Genomic DNA, 17,508 nt, shown 5'->3' with positions numbered 1-17,508 from the left:
TGATTTTTTTGGGCGCTCACACGGGACTTCGCTGACATCGACCAGCACGGCTGTGAAGACCGTGCCGTGGTCAATCAGGGCTTTTTTGCCGGGAAGCGAGAATTTCCCGCTTTGTATCAGGGCATCTTCAACACGCACCACGGTTCGCTGAACCGTGGCCTCATGGACACCCCAGTCCTGGCCGATGTGAAACAACGTGCGGTACTCGCGCCAGAACTCCAGCGTCATCAGGAGTTGCGCTCCCAAAGAGAGTGCAGGTGGCCGTCCAGATTTGACTTTGTTGGCATGGCGTTCTTGCAACACGGTCTCCATCTCTAGAAATGTTTCAGGGTACACACCAATGCGACGGCGAAAACTCGTGCGATTCAGCTTCAGGGCCTGATGATATTTTAGCGTGCCAACCATCCCCTACCTTAGCGCACGACTTTCGCAAGAGGTCTAGTGTGGGCTGGCTGAGCTGGGTTGTCGAGGTCGGGAGGTCCCCTGGCTCCCCCGTCAGCCCCGTCGCAGTTCTGTCAGACCCCGCCCGCTAGGCTGAGACCCAGATGATGCGCGCCGTGACCTCTGCCCCCCAGTCCCTCTCGCACGCAGAGACCTTGAAGGCCGCGCTGGCGCAGCTCGACGGCGTGATTCTGGGCAAGCCGGGACAGATCCGGCTGGCGGTGGCCTGTCTGCTGGCGCGCGGACACCTGCTGATCGAGGACCAGCCGGGGGTGGGCAAGACCACGCTGGCCGGGGCGCTGGCCCGCACCTTCGGGCTGGATTTCCGGCGCGTGCAGTTCACCGCCGATCTGCTGCCCGCCGATCTGACCGGGATCAGCGTGTGGGACGCGCCCAACTCGGTCTTCCGCTTTCACCAGGGGCCAGTCTTCAGCGAGGTGCTGCTGGCCGATGAGATCAACCGCGCCACACCGCGTACCCAGGGTGCGCTGCTGGAGGCGATGGAGGAACGGCAGGTCAGCGAGGGAGGCGTGACCCGGCCCCTGCCCGATCCCTTTTTCGTGATCGCCACGCAGAACCCGGCAGCCTTCGTGGGCACCTTGCCGCTGCCCGAGGCGCAACTGGACCGCTTTCTGATGACCATCACGCTGGGCTACCCGGACCCACGCGCCGAGCGCACCCTGCTGGAAACGGGTGGCCGCAGCCAGAGCGTTCGTGATCTGGGGGCCGTGCTGGACGCCCCCATCCTGCTTCAGATGCAGCGCGAGGTGGACGGCATTCACGCGGCAGGCCCGCTGCTGGATTACCTGCAACTGCTGGCCCGCGCCACCCGCGAGCATCCGGGGCTGTCGGTGGGCCTGAGTCCGCGCGCATTGCTGGCGCTGCTGTCTGCCGCCCGTGCCTGGGCCTATCTGGCAGGCCGCCCGATGGCCCTGCCCGAAGACGTGCAGGCCGTTTTCCCCGCGCTGGCTGCCCACCGCCTGCCCGTGCGCGGTCCGGGTGTAGATGTGGCGGGGTTGATCTCCCGGATGCTGGCGGACACGCCGATCCCGTGAGGCGCACCGTGCAGACAGTGCAAGGAGCCTCGCGCCAGTCGGCTTTCTCCGTCTCATGACCACCAATCGGGCCCAGAAGGCAGAGCGCCCGACAACTCCTCTCGCCACTCCACGCAACCCAGGCCCGGCGCTTTCCCTGCGGCCCACCCGCTTTGGCCTCGCCTTTTTATTGCTGGTCACGCTGACCCTGGTGGGCTGCATCAACTACGGCCTGAGCCTGGGTTACGGCCTGACCTTTCTGCTGGGCGGCGTGTGGGTCATGGCCTCTACCGGCGTGGCCCGCGCAGCGCGGCAGATTCGCCTGACCCTGAGCGCCCCCGCCGGGGCCAGTGTTGGAGGGGAGGCCGTGTTCACCCTGTCGGTCACAGCGACGGTGGCGGGCGCGGTGACACTTGGCCTGAAAAGCAGCGCGGGCGACACCCGCACCGTCACCCTGCGCGTGGCGGCGGGCGAGGTCCGCACCCTGACGGTGCCCATGTCCGCCCGCACACGCGGCCCGCTGACGCTGACCCCCTCTGCCCCTGCCGCGCTGGATTTTCTGGGTTTGTGGGCAGCGGGTCTGGCTGCGCCCTCGCCAGTCACGGTCAACGTCGCCCCGGCCCCGGAGACGAATGCGCCCCCCGCACCCCCGCGCACGGTGCCGGGTCTGGAGGGCGGCCACAACCGCACGCGCGGCGACGAGGAATTCGCTGGCCTGCGCCCCTACACCCCTGGCGACTCGCCCCGGCAGATTTCCTGGCGGCATGTGGCCCGCACCGGCACCCTGCTGACCCGCGAGACCGACGCCGCGCAGGGGCAGGTGCGTCTGCTGGACTGGGCGGATACGGCGGGAGATCCCGAGGCCCGCCTCTCCCGACTGGCCGCCTGGGTGATGGAGATGGACCACGCGGGCCTGCCCTTCGCCCTCAAGCTGCCCGGTGCGGCGCTGGCGGCGGGCAGTGGCGAGACGCAACGGCTGGCCGCCCTGACGCTGCTGGCGGGTGTTTCCCCCTTCCCCCCGGCCACGCCCCCACCCCGTCTCAAGCTGCTGGCGGCCACCGACACCGACGCCTTACGGGTCACGCTGCTGGCTCTGGCGTTTACCCTCGTGCCGGGGGTGCTGCGGCAGCCGCTGTGGGATTCGGCACTGGTGGCGGGGCTGCTGACATACGGGGCATTCCGCACGCGCCGCCCACTTTCCATGCGCCCTTTGCCTGCCATTCCCACCTGGCTGCTGGGGGTGGTGGCCGGGCTGGCCGCCGTGGGCCTGAATGCCACATACGGCACGCTGCTGGGCAGTGCCGCCGGAACCGCGCTGCTGGGACTGCTGGTGGCCCTCAAAACCGCCGAGAGCCACGGCAGGCGCGACGGCCACCTGCTGGTGCTGCTGGGGCTGTTCGTCGCCAGCACGCACTTTTTCCATGGCCAGGGACCGCTGACCGCCCTGCACGCCATTCTCAGCGCGGCGCTGCTGCTGGCGGCGGCCTCTCGCTGGACCGCTCCAACACGCACGGATCTCAAGGAAAGCAGCCGGGAGGATGAGGCGGACCTGCCCTCCACGCTGATCCGCAGTGGCGGGCTGCTGGCGCTGGCCGTGCCGCTGGCGCTGACGCTGTTCGTGCTGTTTCCCCGCCCGGAAAGCCCACTGTGGCAACTGCCGGTTCAGGGCGGGGCCACCACGGGTCTGTCCAGCGAGATTCGCGCCGGGGAGTACAGCAATCTGGCGCAGAACCGCGCGGTGGCCTTTCGCGCCGACTTCACGGGCGCGCTGCCCCCCCCGGATCAGCGTTACTGGCGCGGCCCGGTCTATGAAGCCTATGACGGCCAGTCCTGGAAACAGGTGCGGATCGGCGGCCCGTCGCCCAGCGTCGAACCGCTGGCGGGTGCCCCAGCCTGGAACTACACCCTGACGCTGGAACCGTCCGATAATCCGTGGCTGCTGGCGCTGGACGCCCCGCTGGAAGTGCCGCAAGGTGCCGTGCTGACCACCGCGTTTCAGGCCGTGACCCTGCGCCCGGTCAGCGCCCGCCGCCGCGTGACGCTGGAAAGTCGCCCGGCCCGGCTGGGCGTCAGCGAGAACCCACAGCGGCTGCAATTTGACCTGTCGCTCCCCGCCGGGCAGAGTCCACGCGCCGCCGCACTGGGCGAAAGCTGGCGCGGTCTGCCCCCCCAGGGACGGATCGAGGCGGGGCTGGACTACCTGCGCCGGGGCGGCTTTTCCTACACCCTCTCGCCGCCGCTGCTGCCCGCGCAGGACCGGGTGGACGCCTTCCTGTTCGGCACAAGACAGGGCTTTTGCGAACACTACGCGCAGTCCTTCGTTTTCCTGATGCGCGCCGCCGGGCTGCCCGCCCGGATTGTCGGCGGCTACCTGGGCGGCGAGGTCAACCCCGACGGCGGCTACCTGATCGTGCGCCAGCAGGACGCCCACGCCTGGGCCGAGGTCTGGGTGCAGGGCCAGGGCTGGCAGCGCGTGGACCCCACCGCCGTGGTGGCCCCCGCCCGCGTGAGTGCCGGACTGTCCACCGCCCTGACCCAGCCGCAGGCCAGTGCCGCCGCCGCCGCCACTTCCCTGAGCCGTCTGGGCCTGCGCCTGGACGCCCTGCAAAACCGTTGGAACGATCTGATCGTGGGGTATGACGGCGGCCAGCAGCAGGCGCTGCTCTCGCGGGTGGGCCTGGGCGGCGTCGGCTCGGTGCCGTATCTGGCGGTGTTGCCACTGCTGCTGGGGCTGGCGCTGCTGCCTGCGCTGTGGTGGTTGCGGCAGGCCGCGCGCCCGCGTGATCCTGCCGCCCGCGCCCTGCATGACCTGACTGTGCGTCTGGGCCTGCCCCGCACCCCCGGCGAAACCCCCAGTGCCTACGCTGCCCGCGCCGCCGCCGCCCGCCCCCATCTGGCCCCCGCCCTGGATGAAGTGGTCCGCGCCTATCAGGTGGCCCGCTACGCGCCGGGCGACCCGGCAGAGGCTCTAAAGGCGTTGGCGCTGGCGCTGCGGAAGGTCAAACGGTAGCGGCGTGTTCTCGCGCACACGCATCCAGGCCAGAATGAAGAGTTGGAATGAACCAGCAGGACCGTCCCGCCGAGACCTCCCAGGGCCTCCAGCACATCTCGCAGGACGATATTGAAGACGGCGTCCGGCTGGCGAAGTGCGGCCAGATCCTGCGTCACGCGCTGGAGCAGGAGAAAGGTTCGGTGGAAGGGCGTCGGTCATGGCTACCGGGCAGTGTAGGTGTTCGGGTGGCCCCGCGCGTCTTGGGATCTCTCGTTTCAGTATTCTGGAAGGTGTCTGTGGACAGACGGGCCGAGAGTGCAGGAACCGGCGTGGCGCTGACCGTCTGAGACGATACCCAGGTCCGGCCCACGCAGAAGGTCAGAGCAGCCCGGCCCGTCTACCCACCCCAAGCTGAAAGTGGTGTTCAGTCAACGCCGAGAAGGTGGCGGGGATGTTGCTCTCGCCCTTCAGATCGAACAGCCCGATAAGCAGGATGCGCCCGAAGAAATCTGAGCGGAGTCCGGTTCAATCCATTCCCCGGATGATCGATACCCTGGAAAGCGCCATCGCCTCTGAGGTTCTGAACGCCGTATCATCCACCAGGGCACGAATTCTGCTGCGCTGGAACGCAGTTTCTTCATGAAATCATATTTTTTTCAGTTCAGTAGATTTCACACGCCAGCGTGACGCACTCCTGCCCTGTGCTTCCCGCCGCTGTCCTCTGCGCCGCGCCCGGCTACACTGCGGGATAATGAGCGTCAAGCCCCTCTCCTCTCTACCCCCTGCGGCAACCCGCAATTTTTCGATCATCGCCCACGTCGATCACGGCAAGTCCACCCTGGCAGACCGCATTCTGGAGCGGCTGGGCGCGATGGGTGAGCGCGACAAGCGCAACCAGACCCTAGACACACTGGAGCTGGAGCGCGAGCGCGGCATCACCATCAAATCCACCCCGATCCGGCTGGAATACACCCGCCCCATGCAGGACGACGGTACGGGCGGTGAGACCTACGTGCTGAACCTGATCGACACGCCCGGCCATGTGGATTTCAATTACGAAGTGTCCCGCTCGCTGGCCGCCTGCGAGGGCGTGCTGCTGCTGGTGGACGCCTCGCAGGGGGTGGAGGCGCAGACCATCGTGAACGCGTATCTGGCCATCGACAACAACCTGGAAATCGTGCCGGTGATCAACAAGATCGACCTGCCCGCCGCCGACCCGGAAGGTGCGGCCAAAGAGCTGGAAGACGTGATCGGCATTCCCGCCGAGGACGCCGTCTTCGCCTCGGCCAAGGCGGGCATCGGCATCGACGAGATTCTGGAAGCGGTGGTGGCCCGCATTCCGCCGCCCTCCGGCGATCCGGCGGCCCCCCTCAAGGCGCTGGTCTTCGACTCGTTTTATGACGCCTACCAGGGTGTGATCCTGTTCGTGCGCGTGCTGGAAGGCACCGTCACGGCCAAGGACCAGATCAGCCTGATGAACGCGGGCAAATCCTTTGAGGTGGACAAGGTGGGCACCTTTACCCCCGGTCTGGTGGTGGGCGAGGAGTTGCAGGCCGGGGCAGTGGGCTGGGTGGCCGCCGGGATCAAGGACATTGCCGACGCGCAGGTAGGCGACACATTGACGGGCCGGGAGCGCAAAACCCCCCAGGCATTCCCCGGCTTCAAGCCCGCGCAGCCCGTGGTCTTTTCCGGCCTTTACCCCACCGACACCGAGGACTACCGCAAGCTGCGCGACGCGCTGGAAAAGCTCAAGCTCAACGACGCGGCCTTCAGCTTCGATCCAGAAACGTCCGAGGCACTGGGCTTCGGCTTCCGCTGCGGCTTCCTGGGCCTGCTGCACGCCGAGATCATTCAGGAACGCCTGGAACGCGAGTACGATCTGGACCTGATCGCCACCGCCCCCGCCGTGGTCTACCGCATCAGCCTGACCAACGGTGAGGTCTTTGAAACCCAGAACCCGGCGCAATTCCCGACCCGTGACCGGATTGAAACCGTCGAGGAGCCATATATCAAGCTCTCGGTGATGCTGCCCGAGGACTACGTGGGGCCGGTGATGGGCCTGCTGCAAGACCGGCGCGGCTCGATGGTCACCATGAACTACCTGGGCAAGCGCGTGGAACTGGTCTATGAGGTGCCCTTCGCGGAAATCCTGTACGACTTCCATGACCGCCTCAAGAGTATCTCGCGCGGCTACGCCAGCATGGACTACGAGCAACTGGGCTACCGCGACGGCGATCTGCGCAAGGTGGACATCATGGTCAACAACGAGATCGTGGACGCCCTGGCCGTAATCGTCCACGAGAGCCGGGCCTACGCGCTGGGCCGCAAGATCGTGGACAAGATGGCCGAGGTGATTCCGCGCCAGATGTTCCCCGTGCCCGTGCAGGCCACCATTGGCGCAAAAATTATTGCCCGTGCCACCGTCAAGGCGTACCGCAAGGACGTGCTGGCGAAGTGTTACGGCGGCGATATTTCGCGCAAGAAGAAGCTGCTGAACAAGCAGAAGAAGGGCCGCGCCCGCATGAAGCAGATCGGCACGGTGGAAGTGCCGCAGGAAGCCTTCCTGGCAGTGCTGAGTACAGACGAGTAGCGCGGTTTTCTGGCTGCTCCCCTGAATATCACCCTAACCGCAAAAAACCTTTGTGGGACGGGAACAGGACAGTTCCATTCCGACCTCAACCCATGCAAGCCGAGGTCTTCCTCCCGGCTTTGGATGACCTCCTGCGCTCAAGGTGCAGCACATCGAGAATCGAGCTTCTGACCGCCGAACTTCACAGGTTCGGAAAAATGTCGGTGTCGATCTCCAATATGTGCAAAACGCTCTCCCCATAGCCTTCCGGTCTCCCCGCGCTAGCCTGACGTCCATGAAGAAGTCCGCCTCCGTCACTCTTGAGCCTGCCGCCGTCCGGCGTATCGCGGGCCGCTACCCCTTCGGACATTCCGGCGACATTGCCGATGCCGATGCCGGAATCACGCCCGGCGAGGTGGTGGACGTGAAAGGCCCCGGCGGCAAGGTCATCGCACGCGGCTATTTCAACCCGGACGGCGCGACGCCGCTGCGCCTGCTGACCTGGGAACGGGAGGAGGTGGACCTCAAGTTCTACCGCACCCGCGTCAAGGCCGCCCTCAAACGCCGCGAGGGCCGCATCCTGAACACCAATGCGGTACGCGCTGTCTACGCCGAGGCCGATGGGCTGCCCGGAGTGGTGGCCGATCAGTTCGGCAGCGTGCTGGCCGTGCAGCTCCGCAACGCCGGGGCCGAGCGCCACCGTGAACTGATTCTCAAGGCGCTCAAGGAAGTCACCGGGGCCAGCAGCGCCTACGAACGCAGTGACACGGGCGAACGCCGCCGCGAGGGGCTGGGCATGGTGGCCGGGCCGCTGTGGGGCGAGGTGCCGGAGCGCGTGGAATTCCACGAGGACGACCTGACCCTGCACTTCGCCCCGATGGACGCGCAGAAGACTGGCTTCTTTCTGGACCAGCGCGACAACCGCCGCCTGATGCGCTCCCTGGTGCGGCCCGGCGCGGGCTTTCTGGACGTGTACTCGTACACCGGGGGCTTCAGCCTGCACGCGGCGAAGGCGGGCGCAAAGAGCGTGGCCGTAGACAAGGATCAGGTGGCCCTGGCCGCGCTGGAGGGGGCCGCGCGGGGCAACGGCGTGAACGGCAATGTGGGCGTGCGCTGGGGCGACGCGCTGGAAATTCTGGCGGCGCTGGAGCGCGAGAAGCGCACCTTCGGGGCCGCCGTGCTGGACCCGCCCACCCTCGCCAAGCGGCGCGACGACGTGCCGCGCGCCAAGCGCATCTTCACCGACGGCGCGGCCCACGCCCTGCGAATGCTGGAAAATGGCGGTCATCTGATGATCAGCACCTGCGCCCACTACATCCGGGTGGATGACCTGCTGGACGCCGCCCGCGTGGCCGCCGCCGAGGCCGACTGCGACGCCGAGGTGGTGGCCGTGACCTATCAGCCCGCCGATCACCCACACCTGCTCAGCGTGCCCGAGAGCCTGTACCTCAAGAGCATTCTGCTGAGAAAGCAAGCGTGAGCAGCCCTTTTCCCGTATGCTGATCCGTACATGAGCGCCGTGATTCATCTGCAAGCGCTGGGCCTGACCGAGTACGAGGCCCGCGCGTATACCGCATTGCTGGCGCTGGGCCGCGCCGTCCCCGCCCGTGTGGCGCGGCAGGCTGGCATTCCCAGGCCCAAGATCTACGAGACGCTGGAGCGGCTGGAGGGCCGGGGACTGGCCGCCAAGATGGGCCAGAATCCGCTGGAATACGCGCCCCTCAGCGCCCGCGAGTATCTGGCCCGCGCCCGCCGCAGCTTCGATGACCGGCTGGGCGCACTGGACCGGGACCTGTCGCGCCTGGCCCCCGATCCAGCCCCGGAAGCTGTGTATCACCTGTACGGCGAGGCGGCCATCCGCAGCCTGTGCGAGGACCTGACCCTGAACGCCCGGCGCAGCCTGTTCATGGCCGGGGAGGCTAGCTTCGCGCAGGACCTGGAACGCCTGACCCCGCGCGGCGTGGAACTGCTCCGCACCCCCCTGACGGGCCTGCCCAGCGTCGCCGCCGAGGGCCAGCGCGCCTTTCTGCTCGCCCGCGACGGCGAGGCCGCCCTGATCGCCCATTTCATCGATGAGGACGGCGTGGGACAGGCGCACGGCGTCCACACCCACAACCCGGTCATCATCCACCTGATCGAGGGCTACGTGAATCTGGCCTCCCGGCAGACGGCGTCCGGCTAGGCCGTCTGGCAGGTTGGCGGCCCTGCCCGTTGACAAGCCGGAAAGGCGCTGTTAAGATTGCTGAGCCTTGAAAGAGGCGGACAAAAAATTTCCAACAAGAGGGGCTGTGGCGCAGTTGGGAGCGCGTCTGAATGGCATTCAGAAGGTCAGCGGTTCGAACCCGCTCAGCTCCACCAAGAAGCCCCCGCCACTGTGCGGGGCTGCTTTTTTCCTGGATAAGTTTCTTGCACGATCCCCAGGCGATGTAGCTCAGCTGGTTAGAGCGAACGACTCATAATCGTTAGGTCCGCGGTTCAAGTCCGCGCATCGCCACCACAAAGAGAAATCCCCGTCCAGTACGGGGTTTTTCTATTTTCGACCCGGTTCCTGGGCGAGATGAGATTTGACGGGTCCGTTAACTTGCGGAGCGCACGATTCGCTGACCTGACCAGCCAGAGGATTCTAATATGTACCTCGACGAATTCTGGGAATGCCATACCCGCCGCCCATACACGCTGCTTGCGGTCCTGGCACCCGCCTATGAATCCCCGTCCACGACAAGACCCGCCAGCAGACGAATCTGAGACTGGCGGGTCTTGCTCGAAACGTGTTCTGTGCCGACGCTGAGACTGTAGACCGTACCACTTAGATGGCCAGTCTACGCAGGTCAGTTTTAGTTGTTCTCTTCTTCCAGGGCTGCCGTGTTGTAACGGTTAGACAGCACGAAGAACGTCGGTGCCCACAGGCCCACGAAGATGCCGAAGCGCTCGCCGTGCGACTTTTCCTCGTGGGTCTTGTCGGTGCCGCCCTGGGTGGCCCAGATGATGATCGAGGCGATGATGGACGCGAATCCCGCGACGCTGAGAAAGTTGGAGATGCTGCGGTTGGACATAGGTGTTCCCTCCTGGTGGGTGATGGGGTGCTTCGCCGGGCCAATGACTCCGGTTCCGACTTCACTGTGACCCACTGCACCCTCCACATTTGCACGAAGACCGACAGAGGCGGGCAGGACTGGCCTTCACCAGAAGTTGACGCAAGGCGGCCCTTGCCCCAGCGTGGTAGGCCCAGGCGCAACAGCACAGAACGCTGAGTCTGCCGCGCTCAGGTTGCTTACGCGCGCCACTGTGAACTTGTGAGGCCACGGTCAGGTCCGGGGCGGTATACTTGCTCGTCATGTTCCGTGTCCTTAATAAATTATTCGATAACAACCAACGCGACGTGCAGCAGATCGTGAAAACCATCGTGCAGCCGGTCAACGCGCTGGAAGAAGAGATGATGGGGGTGGAAGACCTTCCCGCCGCCTTCGCGGCCCTACGTACCCGCGTGCAGGAGGGCGGCGAGTCCCTGGACGACGTGATCATCCCCGCCTTCGCCCTGATCCGTGAGGCCGGACGCCGCTCCATCGGCAAGCGGCACTACGACGTGCAATTGATCGGCGGCTACGCCCTGCACAAGGGCCGCATTGCCGAGATGCGGACCGGCGAGGGCAAGACGCTGGTGGCGACGCTGGCGCTGGCGCTGAACTCGCTGCAAGGGCGCGGCTGCCATCTGGTCACGGTCAACGACTATCTGGCGCGCGTGGGCGCGGACGAGATGGGCCTGCTGTACCGCACCCTGGGCCTGACCGTGGGGCTGGCCAGCCGCGAACTGCAACCTGCGCAGAAGCAGGCCGCCTACGCCTGCGACATCACCTACGTGACCAACTCGGAACTGGGCTTCGACTACCTGCGCGACAACATGGCCCAGAGCCGCGAGGCCCTGTCCCTGCGCGCCGAACACCCGCTGAACTTCGCCATCGTGGATGAGGTGGACAGCATCCTGATCGACGAGGCCCGCACGCCGCTGATCATCTCGGGGGCAGCGGAGAAGGCCACCGACCTGTATTACGTGTACGCCAAGCTGATCCGGCGGCTCCAGAAGGGCGAGCCTGCCGTGCCCGGCGAGCGTGCCGAGGCGACGGGCGACTACACCATCGACGAGAAGACCAAACAGGTCCACATGAACGAGAGCGGCATCGCCAAGATCGAGCGACTGCTGAGCATCCCGGACCTGTTCAGCCCCGAGAACATGGACAAGGCGCACATGATCACCCAGGCGGTGCGCGCCAACGAGCTGTACAAGCGCGAGAAGGACTACATCGTCAACGCCGAGGGCGAGGTGATCATCATCGACGAGTTCACCGGGCGCAGCATGCCGGGCCGCCGCTACGGCGAGGGCCTGCATCAGGCCATCGAGGCCAAGGAAGGCGTCAAGATCGAAAACGAGAACCAGACGCTGGCCACCATTACCTACCAGAATTTCTTCCGCCTGTACAACAAATTCTCGGGTATGACCGGCACCGCCAAGACCGAGGAGAAGGAATTTCTGGACATCTACGGCTCGGACGTGCTGGTGATCCCCACCAACCGCGACGTGATCCGCAAGGATTCCGAGGATCTGGTGTACCGCAGCAAGCTGGGCAAGTACAACGCGGTGGTGGAGGAAGTCAAGGAGATGCACGCCACGGGCCGCCCGGTGCTGATCGGCACCGCCAGCATCGTGACCAGCGAGCAGCTCAGCGAACTGCTGACGGCGGCGGGCGTGAAGCACAGCGTCCTGAACGCCAAATTTGAGGCGCAGGAGGCCAGCATCATTGCGCAGGCTGGGCGCAGCAACACGGTCACGATTGCCACCAACATGGCCGGGCGCGGCACCGACATCAAGCTGGGCGGCGACGCCGAGTCGATCATCGGGGCCAGCATCGAGTCCAGCCTGGGCCTGGGCCGTTACGTGCCGGAAGTCGAGGCGTTCATCACGGCGCTGAGCCGCAAAGACCCCCAGATCGTGGAGATCGGTATGCAGATTCCCGGCATGACCGAGGAGTTTATCGGGCAGGCCCAGCAGCTCCATTCGGAAACGGTGGCGGACCACGAGCGCGTGCAGCAGGTGGGCGGCCTGCACATCATCGGCACCGAACGCCACGAGTCGCGCCGCATCGACAACCAGTTGCGCGGGCGTGCCGGACGGCAGGGCGATCCCGGCAGCAGCCGCTTCTACGTTTCGTTTGAGGACGACCTGATGCGCCTGTTCGCCAACGAGCGCGTGGTGTCCATGATGGACCGCCTGGGCATGGACGACACCCAGCCCATCGAGGCCAAGATGGTCACGGGCGCAATCGAGAAGGCGCAGGCCCGCGTGGAGGACCGCAACTTCAGCACCCGCAAGCAACTGCTGGAATTCGACAACGTGATGAGCAAGCAGCGCGACACCGTGTACGCCCAGCGCCGCGAAGTGTTGCTGGGGCCGGACGAGGCCGTCGAGGAATCCACCGAGGGCATGATCGCCGACTTCGTGGACATGCAGCTCGCCCAGTACCTGCCCATTGAGGCCAACGCTGATAGTTGGGACATCGAGGGGCTACAGGCCGCCATTCTGGATGCCGTACCACAGATGGAGGGCTTCGACTTCGAGGGCCTGCGCGCCATGTCTCCCGCCGACGCCCAGAACGCCCTGCTGGGCGCGGTGGCCGACAGCTTCGACGCCCGCAAGGACGAGCTGAGTCCCACCATGCTCAACAGCCTGTCGCGCTATGTGCTGCTGCAAACGGTGGACCAGCACTGGAAGGAACATCTGCACGGCATGGACGTATTGCGACAGGGCATCGGCCTGCGCGGTTACGGCCAGCGCGATCCCTTCACCGAATACAAGTTCGAGGCCACCAACATGTTCAACGAGATGATCGACAACCTGAAAATAGATGTCACCAAGTTCGTATTCAGGATGCAGTTCGGTCAGACGGGCTAAAGCAGGAAACGGGGCGCGGGAAGCAGCGAAAGGTTGCTTCCCGCGTCGCTTTTGCTAACGGCCCACCAGAGAAAGAGAGGGCAGCCGATTCAGGGCATCAGACGTTCGATCTGCCAGCCGTCGCCCTGCCTGCTGTAGCGGAAGCGGTCATGCATGCGGTTGGGACGGCCCTGCCAGAATTCCCATTCCTGCACGGTCACGCGGTAGCCGCCCCAGAAGTCCGGGCGCGGAACGGGCTGGTCTTCGGGAAAGCGTTCGTGCAGGGCGGCGAATTTGGCTTCCAACGCCTCACGGTTTTCAATGGGCGCACTCTGCGGATCGCTGGCGTGGGCGGCCAGTTGACTGTCGCGCGGGCGGACGTGGAAATAATCGTCGGCCTCGGCATCCGGCACGCGGGCGATAGAGCCGTAAGCGCGGACCTGACGTTCCAGTTCGGCCCAGTAGAACAGGAGTTCGGCCTGCGGATTGGCCGCGAGATCATGGCCCTTGTGGGACTCGAAGTTGCTGTAGAAGGTCAACGCACCAGCGTCCGCACCGCGCAGCAATACCGTGCGGACACTGGGCCGCCCGGAAGCGTCCGCCGTCGCCAGGGACAGGGCATAGGGTTCGGGCAAATCGGCCTGCTGTGCGGCATCGAACCAGCTTTTGAACTGTGCCAGTGGGTCAGGGTTCAGGTCAGCCCGCCGCAGCGCGTCGCGGGTATAGGAGATTCGCAGGGAAGTGAGATCGGTCATGGAAGCTCCTTCAGCGCCCGGCGGCGCGTCTAAGGGTCAAGGGTCTGAGAGTCCAGAGAAAGGCGGAAGAGACGGGGGTTGTTAGCCCTTAGACCCTTGACTCTTAGACCTCTCTTTGAGCGTCTGGCACTTCGGGCAGAAATGTGTTCCACGCTGAGCCAGCACAATTTTGGCAATGTCGGTGCCGCAGCGGGGGCAGGGCTGCCCACCCTTGCCGTAAACGTGATGTTCGAGCTGAAAGAGGCCGCTCACGCCGTCGTGCTGGCGGTAATTGCCCACGCCGTTGCCCAGGCTGCTGCCGCCCGCCTCCACCGCCTTTGCCATGACCTCGCGGATGGCCGTGTACAGCTTCTTGCCCTCGGCGGAGGTCAGACGCGTCTGGGCCGGGTGAATCTGGGCCTGCCACAGACTTTCGTCGGCATAGATGTTGCCCACCCCGCTGACGGGCTTCTGGGACAGCAACCACGGCTTGACTGCGCCCGCCTCGCGCGCCAGCTTCACGAAGTCGGCCTCGGTGAAATCGTCGGAGAGGGGTTCGGGTCCCATCGCGGCCAGGGTGGGCATACTCGCGTACTCGCCGGGACGGACCACGGCCATCTTTCCGAAGCGGCGCGGATCGTTGAAGAAGAGTTGTTCGCCGTCCTCGGTGGTGAGGGTGACGCGGGTGTGCTGCCCCGGTTCCAGACGAAAGCCCCCGGTCATACCCAGATGGACAATAAATTCCAGATCGTGGGGGTCAGTCTCTGCCGCGTCCGCTCCTGCCAGTTGCAGCATCAGGTACTTGCCGCGCCGGGACAGGCCCTGCACCCGCCGTCCCACCGCCAGATGGGTATCGCGGTACTTGTGCGGCGCGTCGTGTTCGACATTCGCAATGACGCGCCCGCGCAGGAGCGGCTCGATCTTGCGGCGCGTGGTCTCGACTTCCGGCAGCTCTGGCATACCCGCCCAGCATAGCGGCGTGGCTGCGGGGCGAAGGTAGCGAAGGCTCCGGGAAAACTCATACGGGTTCCGTCTGTTTCGCGCAGAAATCGGGACAGCGCCGATTCCTGCACTCCACGCCCGGAACCCGTTTTTCTCCTTCTCGCTCTGCTCGGATTTCCAGGCGTTTTCAACACCTTTCAATCGGAGTCCGTATCAGGCCACGTCTATCTCTTCCAGCACCGTCACCACCGGGGCTTCCTGAAACCAGTCCCCGGCCTTGGCACGGTAAGCCTTGTAATGAGCCGAGTCGCGGTGGGCCTGCACGGCCTCCATGTCGCGGTAGCGCTCCTGCACATGCAGGCGCACGGTTCCGGCGTCGTCCTGGCGCAGCAGGTCATAGCGTAGGCAGCCGGGTTCCTGGCGGCTGCCCTGGACCATGCCCAGCATCTCGCTCAGCACGTCTTCAACGTGTTCGGGTTTGGGGGTGATGACAGCGTGGACGGCAATGTAGGTCATGCCGTCCATTGTGCGCTTCCGACAACGCCACGCCCAGACAATGCGCCCGGACAAGCCGCTCAGGGGTAATACACCTCAGTGACACTCACGATGCGTGAACCATCCAGTTCAAGCTGCACTGTCTGGGCGAAGGGCCAGCATCCTTTGGGTGTATCGCCCTGCCAGGAGGCCACGAAAGTCTTCAACTCCACCGACCTGAACTGTCCGGGGTCACTGTCGGCCAGACAGACGAGGTAAAATTTCGTCTTGCTGTTCGTTTTGAGAAGCCGAAGTTGTGGATTGGTATTGCTGATATAGATCCCTGATGGATTGGCATCGGAAGCCTCGTCGGGCGTTCTGTAGCCACCCAGCTTCATCACCTGTTTGATATTGCCGTCGTCCAGCACAAAAAAATCGAGGTAATCGAGGGTGAGCGTGGCCGTTTGACTGGTTCCATTGACCTTCTTCAGTTCGGCATATTGAACGGTGGGAGCGGCCCACGCAGTTGCCAACAGAAAGGCGAGGGGCATGACGAGCCTGACGCTAAGCTTCACACACTCAGCTTACACTTGGTTCATGCCCAACTTGCTCCTGACTGGATTTGAGCCGTTCCACACGCATCCCGACAATCCCAGCGCGCGGGCAGCGGCAGCACTGGACGGGCTGGAGGTGGGCAGCATGCGCGTCGTCTCGGCCCTGCTTCCAGTGGAACCGCACTCGGCAGGCGAGGCGCTGGAGGCGTTGCTGGAGCAGCACCAGCCCGGCGCGGTGCTGCTGACCGGACTGGCGGCGGGCCGACCCCAGGTCACGCTGGAACGTGTGGCGCTGAATGTCATGGACTTCAATATCCCGGATAACGCGGGCAACACCTACCGCGACGCACCCGCCCACGCCCATGCGGACGCGCCCCCGGCCTACCTGTCCACCCTGCCCCTACGCGGGATGCTGAGCGCGTGGCACGCGGCAGGCATTCCCGGCCACATCAGCAACACGGCGGGCCTGTACGTCTGCAACTTCGTGATGTACCACGCCCGCCACTGGCTGACGCAGAGAGGCCAGAGCGACGTGCCGTGCGGCTTTCTGCACCTGCCCGCCAATCCAGCCGTGGCCCTGGCCGTGCCGGAAGACCGCCTACCTCTCCCCTATCTGCCGCAGGAAGAGATCACGCGGGCGGTGCGGGTAGCGGCGCAGGTTCTGGGAGAAGGTTCCCGCACTCAGAAATAATCCAGCCCCATCGCTTCACGCACTGCTTTCATCGTTCCAGCAGCCACTTTCCGGCCCCTGAGCGTCCCCAGACGAACCACGTCCCGCACACTATCCATGTCGAGGGCAAAGTCGGCGCGGCGCTCGCGGATGGGGGCCAGCGTCGCCTCCAGCACATCAGTTAAATGGCGTTTGACCTTCACGTCGCCCAGACCGCCCTGTCGGTAGTGGTCTTTCATGGCCTCCAGGCCCGCGTGATCGGTGTCGAAGGCGTCCAGATAGGCGAAGACTGGATTGCCCTCCACCTGTCCGGGGTCCTCGGCACGCAGGTGACCGGGATCGGTGTACATGCCGCGCACCTTGCGGGCCACTGTATCGGCGCTGTCAGACAGGAAGATGGCGTTGTTCAGAGACTTGCTCATCTTGCCGCCGCCGTCCAGACCAGGGAGGCGGGCCGCCTGACCTATCAGCGCCTGCGGCTCGATGAGGACCGGGGCGTACAGGTGGTTGAAACGCCGCACGATCTCACGCGTCTGCTCGATCATGGGCAGTTGGTCCTCGCCCACCGGGACCAGATGCGCGCCGAACGCGGTGATGTCGGCGGCCTGCGACACCGGGTAGACGAAGAATCCGGCGGGCACCGACTCGCCGTAGCCCTTCTGCGCGATCTCGGCCTTGACGGTGGGGTTCTGGCGCAGATGGGAGACGGTGACCAGATTCAGGTAAAAGACCGTCAGCTCGGCGATTTCAGGAAGCTGGGACTGGATGACGAAGGTACAGATGTCCGGGTCCAGTCCCACGGCCAGGTAATCCAGCGCCACCTCCAGCACGTTGCCCCGGACCTTCTGCGGGTTTTCAAAGTTGTCGGTCAACGCCTGCACGTCGGCCAGCAGCACGAAGGTTTCATAGTCGTGTTGCAGGGCCACGCGGTTGCGGAGGGACCCGGCCAGGTGGCCGATGTGCAGCGGGCCGGTGGGGCGGTCTCCGGTCAGGATGCGTTTTCTGGGCGGGTTGGTGGTCATGGTCTATTCCTCCGGGATATTGAGAGCAACAAAAAAAGCCGCGCCAGGATGTTCTCCGGGCGCGGCCTGTCGGTTCGACGGCACAAAAGGAAGGGTCACCCGGTCAATTGCCGGGCCACCATGCCTGCGTGCGTGCCTGTTTGAAGCTCATGG

Annotated in this window: 15 protein-coding genes and 2 tRNA genes; 10 read left to right on the top strand and 7 right to left on the bottom strand. The window is 65.1% G+C overall.

The features are described from left to right. Positions 1–405: transposase family protein (locus tag BOO71_RS26505; RefSeq protein ID WP_254843232.1), on the bottom strand; the 405-nt coding region annotated here is incomplete at its 3' end. A gap of 140 nt (positions 406–545) precedes the next feature. Between BOO71_RS26505 and BOO71_RS20305 the strand changes: the two genes are divergently transcribed. The 8 genes from BOO71_RS20305 to BOO71_RS20270 all read left to right on the top strand — a co-directional run bounded on the left by BOO71_RS20305 (position 546) and on the right by BOO71_RS20270 (position 9,533). Continuing rightward, a complete protein-coding gene (locus tag BOO71_RS20305) occupies positions 546–1,496 on the top strand; it encodes an AAA family ATPase (RefSeq protein ID WP_075835481.1) in 951 nt (316 codons plus the stop codon). A gap of 55 nt (positions 1,497–1,551) precedes the next feature. Then, positions 1,552–4,485 carry a transglutaminaseTgpA domain-containing protein gene (locus BOO71_RS20300; protein WP_083653683.1) on the top strand — a complete coding sequence of 978 codons (2,934 nt, stop codon included), beginning with the start codon at positions 1,552–1,554 and terminating at the stop codon, positions 4,483–4,485. A gap of 47 nt (positions 4,486–4,532) precedes the next feature. Continuing rightward, positions 4,533–4,814: a hypothetical protein gene (locus BOO71_RS20295; RefSeq protein ID WP_075835479.1), complete on the top strand. Its 282-nt coding sequence runs from the start codon at positions 4,533–4,535 to the stop codon at positions 4,812–4,814. Positions 4,815–5,218: 404 nt separating this feature from the next. Further along, positions 5,219–7,057, top strand: a complete 1,839-nt coding sequence (lepA, locus tag BOO71_RS20290) for a translation elongation factor 4 (RefSeq protein WP_075835477.1) — start codon at positions 5,219–5,221, stop codon at positions 7,055–7,057. 274 nt (positions 7,058–7,331) lie between these two features. Then, positions 7,332–8,516, top strand: a complete 1,185-nt coding sequence (locus BOO71_RS20285; RefSeq protein WP_075835475.1) for a class I SAM-dependent rRNA methyltransferase — start codon at positions 7,332–7,334, stop codon at positions 8,514–8,516. A gap of 30 nt (positions 8,517–8,546) precedes the next feature. Continuing rightward, positions 8,547–9,218, top strand: a complete 672-nt coding sequence (locus tag BOO71_RS20280; protein ID WP_075835473.1) for a TrmB family transcriptional regulator — start codon at positions 8,547–8,549, stop codon at positions 9,216–9,218. A 100-nt stretch (positions 9,219–9,318) separates the two neighbouring features. Further along, positions 9,319–9,394: transfer RNA gene (locus BOO71_RS20275), tRNA-Ala, on the top strand. A 62-nt stretch (positions 9,395–9,456) separates the two neighbouring features. Then, positions 9,457–9,533, top strand: a tRNA-Met gene (locus BOO71_RS20270). 337 nt (positions 9,534–9,870) lie between these two features. Here BOO71_RS20270 and BOO71_RS20265 read toward each other — a convergent pair. Next, positions 9,871–10,089 carry a hypothetical protein gene (locus BOO71_RS20265; RefSeq protein WP_075835471.1) on the bottom strand — a complete coding sequence of 73 codons (219 nt, stop codon included), beginning with the start codon at positions 10,087–10,089 and terminating at the stop codon, positions 9,871–9,873. A gap of 281 nt (positions 10,090–10,370) precedes the next feature. Here BOO71_RS20265 and secA point away from each other — a divergent pair, with 281 nt between their 5' ends. After that, positions 10,371–12,980: a preprotein translocase subunit SecA gene (gene secA, locus BOO71_RS20260; protein ID WP_075835469.1), complete on the top strand. Its 2,610-nt coding sequence runs from the start codon at positions 10,371–10,373 to the stop codon at positions 12,978–12,980. An 89-nt stretch (positions 12,981–13,069) separates the two neighbouring features. On the opposite strand, the gene pdxH is transcribed toward secA, so the two are convergent. The 4 genes from pdxH to BOO71_RS20240 form a co-directional block, all read right to left on the bottom strand. Beyond that, complete coding sequence (gene pdxH, locus BOO71_RS20255; protein WP_075835467.1) at positions 13,070–13,714, bottom strand: pyridoxamine 5'-phosphate oxidase; 645 nt, start codon at positions 13,712–13,714, stop codon at positions 13,070–13,072. An 81-nt stretch (positions 13,715–13,795) separates the two neighbouring features. Then, entirely contained in the window at positions 13,796–14,653 is an 858-nt protein-coding gene (locus BOO71_RS20250) for a DNA-formamidopyrimidine glycosylase (protein WP_075835465.1), read from the bottom strand. A gap of 195 nt (positions 14,654–14,848) precedes the next feature. Further along, positions 14,849–15,151, bottom strand: a complete 303-nt coding sequence (locus BOO71_RS20245; protein WP_075835486.1) for a putative quinol monooxygenase — start codon at positions 15,149–15,151, stop codon at positions 14,849–14,851. A gap of 59 nt (positions 15,152–15,210) precedes the next feature. Continuing rightward, on the bottom strand, positions 15,211–15,684 hold the full coding sequence (locus tag BOO71_RS20240) for a hypothetical protein (protein ID WP_139323080.1): 474 nt from the start codon (positions 15,682–15,684) through the stop codon (positions 15,211–15,213). 22 nt (positions 15,685–15,706) lie between these two features. Here BOO71_RS20240 and BOO71_RS20235 point away from each other — a divergent pair, with 22 nt between their 5' ends. Beyond that, a complete protein-coding gene (locus BOO71_RS20235; protein WP_075835461.1) occupies positions 15,707–16,354 on the top strand; it encodes a pyroglutamyl-peptidase I in 648 nt (215 codons plus the stop codon). Here BOO71_RS20235 and trpS read toward each other — a convergent pair. Continuing rightward, a complete protein-coding gene (gene trpS, locus BOO71_RS20230) occupies positions 16,345–17,355 on the bottom strand; it encodes a tryptophan--tRNA ligase (RefSeq protein WP_075835459.1) in 1,011 nt (336 codons plus the stop codon). The two genes, BOO71_RS20235 and trpS, sit on opposite strands and share 10 nt — an antisense overlap. Positions 17,356–17,508: the final 153 nt, after the last annotated feature.

Origin of the sequence: Deinococcus marmoris (assembly GCF_001949125.1) — a bacterium.
Taxonomy (GTDB): domain Bacteria; phylum Deinococcota; class Deinococci; order Deinococcales; family Deinococcaceae; genus Deinococcus; species Deinococcus marmoris_A.
This window is presented reverse-complemented; position numbering and strand designations above follow the sequence as displayed.